Source organism: Burkholderia sp. CpTa8-5 (genome assembly GCF_017815045.1).
In the GTDB taxonomy this organism is placed as follows: Bacteria; Pseudomonadota; Gammaproteobacteria; order Burkholderiales; family Burkholderiaceae; genus Burkholderia; species Burkholderia sola.
On record NZ_JAGIQD010000055.1, the window covers coordinates 1 to 8,152 of the forward strand.

Here is an 8,152-nt window from a genome sequence, read left to right on the forward strand (position 1 = left end):
GCGGCAGCGGCCGCCGCGATGTGCGGCTGCGCGAACGAATGCAACCTTCACCAGCATGCGCACGCGAGCGCATGGGCGAGCACGTTGCCGACGTCGGACGCGAAGGGCTTCTGGGGCGCGTTCGGTTGTTCGTGCTGGGCGATCTGACATGACGACGCGCACCGTCTACCGCACCCCCGCGTGGATCCGCGCGCTGCTCGCGCAACCATGGGTCCTGCCACTCGCGCGCGTCGCGCTGGTGTCCGCCTATCTGCTCGGCGGCGTCGCGAAGGCGCTCGACTTCCCCGCCGCGGTCGCGGAGCAGGCGCATGTCGGCCTGCAGCCGGCCGCACTGTGGGCGGCGCTCGCGATCGCGGTCGAGATCGCGGGCTCGCTGTGCGTGGTGTTTCGCTGTTTCACGTGGCTGGGCGCCGGCAGCCTTGGCATGCTGACGCTCGTCGCGATGGTCGTGGCGAACGATTTCTGGAACCGTTCGGGTGCCGAACACTTCATGGCGCTCAACAGCTTTTTCGAGCATCTCGGGCTGATCGCGGCACTCGTGCTCGCGACCGTGCTCGACGATGCGCGGCAATCGGCCGATGATGGCGGTTCCATTCGATGACGATGCAACAACCAGGAAACCCTGTGATGAAATCCGTTCGTTCCGTGCTGCTCGCCGCGACGCTCGCGGGCGGCCTGGCCGTCGCCCCCGTGACGTTCGCGAAACCGCCGGCGCCCCCCGCGGTCGTGCCGACGGTGGCGGTCGGTCCGCAGTACGACACGACGCACGTGTGCGTCGCACCCGAAGACTTCGATCGCTTCACCGACAGCTTCGTCGCGACGTTCGGCGGCAAGAAGTCGAAGCAGGGCGTGTTCCAGGTCACGCCGACGCCGAGCCAGACGATGTCGCAACTCGTGCTGACGCCGGTCGGCACGATTTCGGTGTTCGGCTTCAAGACGCCGATCCCGTATCCGTTCTGCGCGGAGCGTACCGGCTATCTCGTGACCGACATGGACGTCGCCGTGAAGTCCGCACGCGAGCACGGCGCCGACGTGATCGTCGACACGTTCCCCGATCCGATCGGTCGCGACGCGATCGTCACGTGGGCGGGCGGCGTGAACATGCAGCTGTACTGGCACACGCAGGCGCCGAATTACGACGCGCTGCAGACCGTCCCCGAGAATCGCGTGTACGTGTCGCCGCAAAGCGTCCGCAAATTCGTGCACGACTTCGTCAAGTTCTCGAAAGGCAAGGTGGTGTCCGACAACCTGAAGGCGCCGGGCATCGAGATCGGCCGGCCGGACGATACGTACCGCCGGATTCGCATCGAATCGGGCTTCGGCAAGATGACCGTGCTGGTGACCGACGGCCATCTGCCTTACCCGTTCGGGCGCGAAATGACCGGCTACGAAGTCGCCGATCTCGCGGCGACGCTGAAGCAGGCCGAAGGCGCGGGCGTGACGGTGCTGGTGCCGCCGTTCAAGTCGGACGGCCGCGACGCGGCGCTCGTGCAGTTCCCGGGCGGCTACGTCGCCGAAATCCACGCGAGCGTAGCGCGATGAAGCACGAGGACACGATTCTCGCCGCGGTGGCCGGCTTCGTCGACACGCTGAGCTTCGTCGCGCTGTTCGGGCTGTTCACCGCGCACGTGACCGGCAACTTCGTGCTGATCGGCGCGGGCCTCGCGGGCTTCGGGCAGGGCGTCATACTGAAGCTCAGCGTGTTTCCGGCGTTCGTATGCGGCGTGATCGCGAGCAGCCTGATCGCGCGGTCGATGGCCGCGCGGCCCGCGTGGCAGGGCACGCGCGTGCTGCACACGGTGCAGGCCGTGCTGCTGCTCGGCTTCTGCGCGGCCGGCGTGTGGGCGACGCCCGTCACGCAGCCCGACAGCGTGGCGGCGCTCGTGGCCGGCATCGTCGGCACGTTCGCGATGGGCGTGCAGAACGCGCATCCGCGCGTGATCGCACGCACGGGCGGCGTGCCGAACACGGTGATGACCGGCAACGTCACGCAGGCGATTCTCGATGCCATCGACATGCTGTCGCCCGGCACGGCGGACAGCGTGCGCGCCACCGCACGCGCACGCTTTGCGAAGATGCTGCCGGCGATCGTCGCGTTCGCGCTCGGCGCGGCGGGCGGTGCGCTCGGGTTCCGCTACGTCGGGTTCCTGGCGCTGCTGGCGCCCGTCGGCGCGCTCGCGACGCTTGCGCTGTGCGCCGCGCAAGCGGCCGGTACCCCGACGCAGGAGCGTGCATGATCGAGCGGCGCAGGCGACGCCACGGCCGCCGCTTCGAGCGGGCCGCGCGCGCGTCGATCGTCGCGGGCCTGCTGTGCGCGGGCGCCAACGCGGCGTTCGCGGAAACGGCGGCTGCGTCGACCTCGACTTCGACGCAAGAACCGGCGCCGGCCTCGACGTCCACGGCGACCGCCGCATCGACGTGCACCGCCAAACGCCCGACCGTCCTGTTCAATCGTTGGCAGGAAGACTGGTCGGTGCTCGCGAGTCCCTGCGTGCCGCAGGAGCCGCTCGACGGGCTCAAATACATCCCGCTCGGCCACGATCCGCAGTCCTATCTGTCGCTCGGCGTGAACCTGCGCGAGCGGCTCGAGACCAACGACGCGCCGCTGTTCGGCATCGGCGCCGCGCAATCGGATACGTACGTGATCCAGCGCGTCGAAGTGCACGCCGATGCGCATCTCGGCCCGCATTGGCAGTTCTTCGCGCAATTGCAGGACGCACGCGCGTTCGGCAAGAACACGGTGTCGCCGGTCGACAAGAACCCGCTCGATCTCGAACAGGCGTTCGCGACCTACACGGGCGCGCTCGGCGGTGGCACGGTCAAGTTCCGCGTCGGTCGGCAGGAGATGGCGTTCGATTTGCAGCGCTTCATCGCCGCGCGCGACGGCCCGAACGTGCGGCTGGCGTTCGATGCGGTGTGGGCCGATTACGAATACGGCAAGTGGCGCTTCATCGGCTATGCGACGCAGCCGGTGCAGAACCGCGACGCGTCCGATTTCGACGACGTGTCGAATCGCGACCTCACGTTCAGCGGCGTGCGCTTCGAGCGACAGTCGGTCGGGCCGGGCGACCTGTCCGGCTACTGGTCGCGCTACAACCGCAGCAGCGCGCGTTTCCTAGATGCGAGCGGCCCCGAGCATCGCGACGTATGGGACGTCCGCTACACGGGCACGCACGGGCGCTTCGACTGGGATCTCGAGACGATGCTTCAGACCGGCACGGTCGGCAACGCCACGATCGGCGCGTGGGCCGTCGGTTCGATCGCCGGCTACAGGCTCGACGCGCCGTGGTCGCCGCGCATCGCGCTGCAGGTCGACGCGGCGTCGGGCGACCGGCATCCGCACGACGGCCGCGTCGGCACCTTCAATCCGCTGTTTCCGAACGGCTATTACTTCACGCTGGCCGGCTATACGAGCTACGCGAACCTGATTCACGTGAAGCCGTCCGTGACGCTGAAACCGTCGGCGAACCTGTCGCTGCTCGGCGCGCTGGGCTTCCAGTGGCGCGAGACGACCGGCGACGCCGTCTATCAGCAGCCGAACATCCCGGTGCCGGGCACGGCGGGCAAGGGCGGGTTGTGGACGGGGATGTACGTGCAGTTGCGCGCGGACTGGACGATCGCCGCGAACCTGATCGGTGCGGTGGAGGCCGTGCACTTCCAGGTCGGCGACGCGATCCGGCAGGCGGGCGGGCACAACGCCGATTACGTCGGCGTCGAGCTGAAGTACGGCTGGTGACGGCGGCGCGCGGCCACCCGCACGCGGCATGAAAAAGGGCAGCCCCGTGAACTGCGGGGCTGCCCTTCGTTCGTCCGGGCCGGTAGCATGGGCCGGCCCGTTCGCGGTGACGGCGATGCCGTTACAGGTTCGGCGACAGCGCGAGCGCGTTCGTCAGGTCGCCCATCGGCTGCGCGCCGTTCGCCTTCAGCGCGTCGTCGCGCTGCTGCAGGCCCGCGAGGCGCGGCAGCGAGAAGCGGCGCGTGATGAAGCGCAGGATCGAGCCCGTGTCGTACTGCGTGTGGTCGACGAAGCCCTTCTTCGCATACGGCGACACGATCAGCGCCGGAATGCGCGTGCCCGGGCCCCAGCGATCGGCATTCGGCGGCGTCGCATGATCCCAGAAGCCGCCGTTTTCGTCGTACGTGACGACCACGACCATGTTCTTCCACTGCGGGCTGGCCTGCAGGTGCGCGATCACGTCGGCGATGTGCTGATCGCCGGACGTGACGTCCGTGTAGCCCGGGTGCTCGTTCAGGTTGCCTTGCGGCTTGTAGAACGTGACCTGCGGCAACGCGCCCGCATCGATCGCCTTGATGAACTCGGCGCCGTTCGCGCCGCCGTCGAGCAGGTGCTGCGCACGGCTCGCGGTGCCCGGCGCCTGGTTCGCGAAGTAATTGAACGGCTGGTGGTGCGGCTGGAAGTTCGGCGTCGACAGGTCGGCGCCGTAGATCACGTTCGACGTGCCGTTCTGGCTCGCCTGCAGCGCCTGGCCCCACGCGCCGGCATACCACGCCCACGACACGCCCGCGTTGGTCATCAGGTCGCCGATGTTGGTCGCCGTCTGCGGCGGCATCGTCGACGGATTGGCCGGGTCTGCGAGCAGCGGGTCGCCGCCCGCGGCCGCCTTGTTGCCGCTCGGCTGATACGCCGGCTGCATCGTGTTGATGCCGTAGAAGTCGGGCGTCAGCGCGCCGTCGTTGACGAACTTCGGCGGGCCGCTCAGCGCGGAGGCCGGCGAGTTCGTCGCGACCTTCAGCGACTTGCCGTCGGCGTTCAGGACTGCGATCTTGCCGGCCGCCGGGCTCTTGTCGGCGTTCGGGTAGTACGGCGCGCACGCGCAGACCAGGTACTGGTGGTTCAGGAACGAACCGCCGAACGCGCCCATGAAGAAGTTGTCGGCGAGCACGTACTGCTGCGCGATCTTCCACAGCGGCAGCTTCGACGGATCGGCCGTGTAATGGCCCATCGTCAGGCCGCCCGCGTCGGTCCATGCGGCGTACATGTCGTTCTTGCCGCCGTTGATCTGCATCTGGTCCTGGTAGAAGCGGTGCACGATGTCGCGCGTCGCGATGCTCATCGACTGGTTGAAGCCGTTCGGATCGTCGATCGCGAACGGCGCGTTCGGCAGGTTCGCCGTCATCGCCTCGGTCACCGCCGGCGTGATGCCGGTCGCGGTCAGGCCGCCCCAGATCTTCGGCAGCGTCGCCATCGTCGAGCCGTCGCGGTCCTTCTGCACCGAGTTCGCGGCCGTCGCGTTCTGCAGACCGTTCGCGCCCGGGAAGTTGCCGTACAGGTTGTCGAAGCTGCGGTTTTCCGCGTAGATCACGACGACGTTCTTGACGGCCGACAGGCCCTGTTGCGTAACGTCGTCGCCGCCGCAGGCGGTCAGGCCGAGCGCGGCCGCGAGGGCGATCGGCGTGTAGCGAATCCAGGCGTGCTTCTTCATGCGATGTTCTCTCTCATTCGTCGTTGGTCGCGTGTGGGAACCGGGTGGCGGAAGGGCCGGCGCACGAACCTCGCGGTACCGCCCGGCTGCGCGCATTATCTGGAACCGATTTGACAGCCGGGTGTAGGGGCGCTTTCAATTGACTGTCGGTGGAACGTCATTGAACGGTCACGGAACTGACATAAGCTCCGGCCGATTGCCCACCGCTACCCGCACAACGAATGCACACCCTGTTGAAATCCTTCGCGTTCGCGCGATCGCTGATCCCTGCCGCGGCGACGCTCGCGGTGGCCGGCGCGCTCGCGGCGCTCGCCGGTTGCGATGCGCAGCCCGGCACGACTGCATCGGCCGCGTCCGTCGTACCGGCGGCCCAGGCCGCGCCGGCCAGCCCGGCGGTCGCGCCGGCCGGCCAGCCGCAGACGCGCGCGCAGGTGTTCGAGGGCGTGAAGCAGATGACGGCGCTCGGCAAGCAGCTGTTCTTCGATCCGTCGCTGTCCGGGTCCGGCAAGCTCGCTTGCGCGTCGTGCCACAGCGCCGAGCATGCGTTCGGGCCGCCGAACGCGCTGTCGGCGCAGCTCGGCGGCGACGACATGCACCGTACCGGCTTTCGCGCGGTGCCGTCGCTGAAGTACCTGCGCGGCATCCCGCCGTTCAGCGAGCACTTCCACGATTCGCCGGACGAAGGGGACGAAAGCATCGACGCGGGTCCGACCGGCGGATTGACCTGGGACGGTCGCGTCGATACGCGCGATGCGCAGGCGCGCATTCCGCTCACGTCGCCGTTCGAGATGAGCAGTTCGCCCGCACGGGTCGCGAAGGCGGTTCGCGCCGCGCCGTATGCCGATGCATTCCGCAAGGCGTTCGGCGAAACGGTGCTCGGCGATGACCAGGCGACGTTCGGTGCGGTGCTCCGCGCGCTCGACGCATTCCAGCAGCAGCCGGCGCTGTTCGATCCGTACACGAGCAAATACGACGCGTATCTGGCCGGCCACGCACAGCTCACGCCCGCGGAGCTGCACGGGCTGCAGCTGTTCAACGACGAGAAGAAGGGCAACTGCGCGAGCTGTCACATCAGCCAGCGCACGCTCGAAGGCGGCCCGCCGCAGTTCAGCGATTTCGGGCTGATCGCGATCGCGGTGCCGCGCAACCGTGCGCTGCCCATCAATCGCGACCCGCGCTTCCACGATCTCGGCGCCTGCGGCCCCGAACGCACCGACCTGAAGGGGCGCGACGAATTCTGCGGGCTGTTCCGCACGCCGTCGCTGCGCAACGTCGCGCTGCGCAAGACGTTCTTTCACAACGGCGTCTATCACTCGCTCGAGGACGTGATGCGCTTCTACGTCGAGCGCGACATCCATCCGGAGAAGTTCTACCCGGTCGTGCACGGCAAGGTGCAGATCTACGACGATTTGCCGAAGCGCTACTGGCCGAACATCAACCGCGAGCCGCCGTTCGACCGCAAGCGCGGCGACCCGCCGGCGCTGAACGCGGCCGAGATCAAGGATGTGATCGCGTTCCTCGGCACGCTGACTGACGGATATCAGCAAACGGCCGCGTTAGCCAAGCCGTAGAAGGCGTTCACCGCAGCACGCATGCTATGCTCGCTCGCTGACGGTCGTGGCGCGCGCCGGAGGGCCGGCCCCCGGTTCGCCGGCTTGCGCCACGCCGTTCGATCGAACATCCAAGGAGAAAAACATGTCGATGCGTGCATCCCTTTCCGTCGTCACGCGCGTGCTGGCCGGCGCCGCGTGCGCAGCCGCGATGCTGCCCGCCCATGCACAGAACAACCTGAACTTCCTGAACGACACGCCGATCAGCTATTTCAGCAAGACCGATCGCGCGTCGCTGTCCAAGGCGGTCGTGCAGGCGCGCGACGAAGGCAAGGACGGCGAAACCACGACATGGCAGAGCAGCGGCCGCGGCACGCAGATCGACGCGAAGCTCACGCCGAGCACGACCGAGACGGACGGCAAGACCTGCCGCGAAATCGCGACCGAAATCGCCGCGAAGGGCCAGACGATGACGCTCAAGCCCGTCTACTGCAAGACGGCCGCGGGCAAGTGGCAGCTGCAGAAGCGCTGAGCACGCACGTGACGAAGCGGGGCGGCGCGCCGCGCACGGTGTCGTGCGGCGTCGTGATCCTCGATGCGGATGGCCGCGTGTTCCTCGCGCACGCGACGGACACCACGCACTGGGACATCCCGAAGGGGCAGGGCGAGCCGGGCGAGACGCCGGCCGACGCCGCGCTGCGCGAACTGCTCGAGGAAACCGGCATCGAGTTCGCGCCGGCGCGCTTGCTCGATCTGGGCCGCTTCGCGTACCGGCGCGACAAGGATCTGCACCTGTTCGCGGTGCAGGTGGCCGACGGCGAGATCGATCCCGCGCAGTGCACGTGTACGTCGCTGTTTCCGAGCCGTCGCGACGGCTCGATGATTCCCGAGATGGACGCGTACCGCTGGACCTTGCCGGGCGACGTCGACACCTATGCGAGCCGCAGTCTCGCGCGGCTGTTTCGTACGAAGCTGTCGCTGGTGGAGTTGCATCGGCGATTGTCGGGTGCGTGAACGGGCGCCGCGGCTTCCACGTCTGCCGTCCTTCGGCGCCCGCCCATGAAAAAACCGGCCCTCGAGCCTAATGCCGTTCAGTTAAGGTTCTTTCTGAGGAACCGGACAGCATAACGAGCAGGACGGGACTTGACGGCCCGATCG

General features: G+C 68.1%; 8 protein-coding genes. 7 read left to right on the plus strand and 1 reads right to left on the minus strand.

The features are described 5' to 3' along the window. Positions 1 to 148 precede the first annotated feature (148 nt). Genes J8I35_RS34115 through J8I35_RS34130 form a run of 4 tightly spaced genes read left to right on the plus strand, consistent with a single transcriptional unit; the run spans position 149 to position 3,736 of the window. Positions 149 to 601, plus strand: coding sequence for a DoxX family protein (locus J8I35_RS34115; protein ID WP_209929363.1), 453 nt, complete (start codon positions 149 to 151; stop codon positions 599 to 601). A 26-nt stretch (positions 602 to 627) separates the two neighbouring features. Then, positions 628 to 1,542 (plus strand): glyoxalase, encoded by a 915-nt coding sequence (locus J8I35_RS34120; protein ID WP_209929364.1) that lies wholly within the window; start codon positions 628 to 630, stop codon positions 1,540 to 1,542. Further along, a complete protein-coding gene (locus J8I35_RS34125; RefSeq protein WP_209929365.1) occupies positions 1,539 to 2,237 on the plus strand; it encodes a YoaK family protein in 699 nt (232 codons plus the stop codon). Before J8I35_RS34120 ends, J8I35_RS34125 begins: the two co-directional genes overlap by 4 nt. Beyond that, positions 2,234 to 3,736, plus strand: coding sequence for an alginate export family protein (locus J8I35_RS34130; RefSeq protein WP_209929366.1), 1,503 nt, complete (start codon positions 2,234 to 2,236; stop codon positions 3,734 to 3,736). The genes J8I35_RS34125 and J8I35_RS34130 overlap by 4 nt, the downstream gene beginning before the upstream one ends. Before the next feature lie 121 nt (positions 3,737 to 3,857). On the opposite strand, the gene J8I35_RS34135 is transcribed toward J8I35_RS34130, so the two are convergent. Further along, positions 3,858 to 5,444 carry an acid phosphatase gene (locus tag J8I35_RS34135; protein WP_209929367.1) on the minus strand — a complete coding sequence of 529 codons (1,587 nt, stop codon included), beginning with the start codon at positions 5,442 to 5,444 and terminating at the stop codon, positions 3,858 to 3,860. Positions 5,445 to 5,665: 221 nt separating this feature from the next. On the opposite strand from J8I35_RS34135, the gene J8I35_RS34140 reads away from it, so the two are divergent. The 3 genes from J8I35_RS34140 to J8I35_RS34150 all read left to right on the plus strand — a co-directional run bounded on the left by J8I35_RS34140 (position 5,666) and on the right by J8I35_RS34150 (position 8,008). Next, positions 5,666 to 7,015, plus strand: a complete 1,350-nt coding sequence (locus J8I35_RS34140; protein WP_209929368.1) for a cytochrome c peroxidase — start codon at positions 5,666 to 5,668, stop codon at positions 7,013 to 7,015. Positions 7,016 to 7,139: 124 nt separating this feature from the next. Further along, positions 7,140 to 7,526 (plus strand): hypothetical protein, encoded by a 387-nt coding sequence (locus J8I35_RS34145; protein WP_209929369.1) that lies wholly within the window; start codon positions 7,140 to 7,142, stop codon positions 7,524 to 7,526. An 8-nt stretch (positions 7,527 to 7,534) separates the two neighbouring features. Then, complete coding sequence (locus J8I35_RS34150) at positions 7,535 to 8,008, plus strand: NUDIX hydrolase (protein WP_209929370.1); 474 nt, start codon at positions 7,535 to 7,537, stop codon at positions 8,006 to 8,008. Positions 8,009 to 8,152 lie beyond the last annotated feature (144 nt).

Excerpts from the sequence above, each read along its gene's own strand:
- J8I35_RS34115 (WP_209929363.1), top strand. The coding sequence starts at position 149 with ATGACGACGCGCACCGTCTACCGCACCCCCGCGTGGATCCGCGCGCTG.
- J8I35_RS34120 (WP_209929364.1), top strand. The coding sequence starts at position 628 with ATGAAATCCGTTCGTTCCGTGCTGCTCGCCGCGACGCTCGCGGGCGGC.
- J8I35_RS34125 (WP_209929365.1), top strand. The coding sequence starts at position 1,539 with ATGAAGCACGAGGACACGATTCTCGCCGCGGTGGCCGGCTTCGTCGAC.
- J8I35_RS34130 (WP_209929366.1), top strand. The coding sequence starts at position 2,234 with ATGATCGAGCGGCGCAGGCGACGCCACGGCCGCCGCTTCGAGCGGGCC.
- J8I35_RS34135 (WP_209929367.1), bottom strand. The coding sequence starts at position 5,444 with ATGAAGAAGCACGCCTGGATTCGCTACACGCCGATCGCCCTCGCGGCC.
- J8I35_RS34140 (WP_209929368.1), top strand. The coding sequence starts at position 5,666 with ATGCACACCCTGTTGAAATCCTTCGCGTTCGCGCGATCGCTGATCCCT.
- J8I35_RS34145 (WP_209929369.1), top strand. The coding sequence starts at position 7,140 with ATGTCGATGCGTGCATCCCTTTCCGTCGTCACGCGCGTGCTGGCCGGC.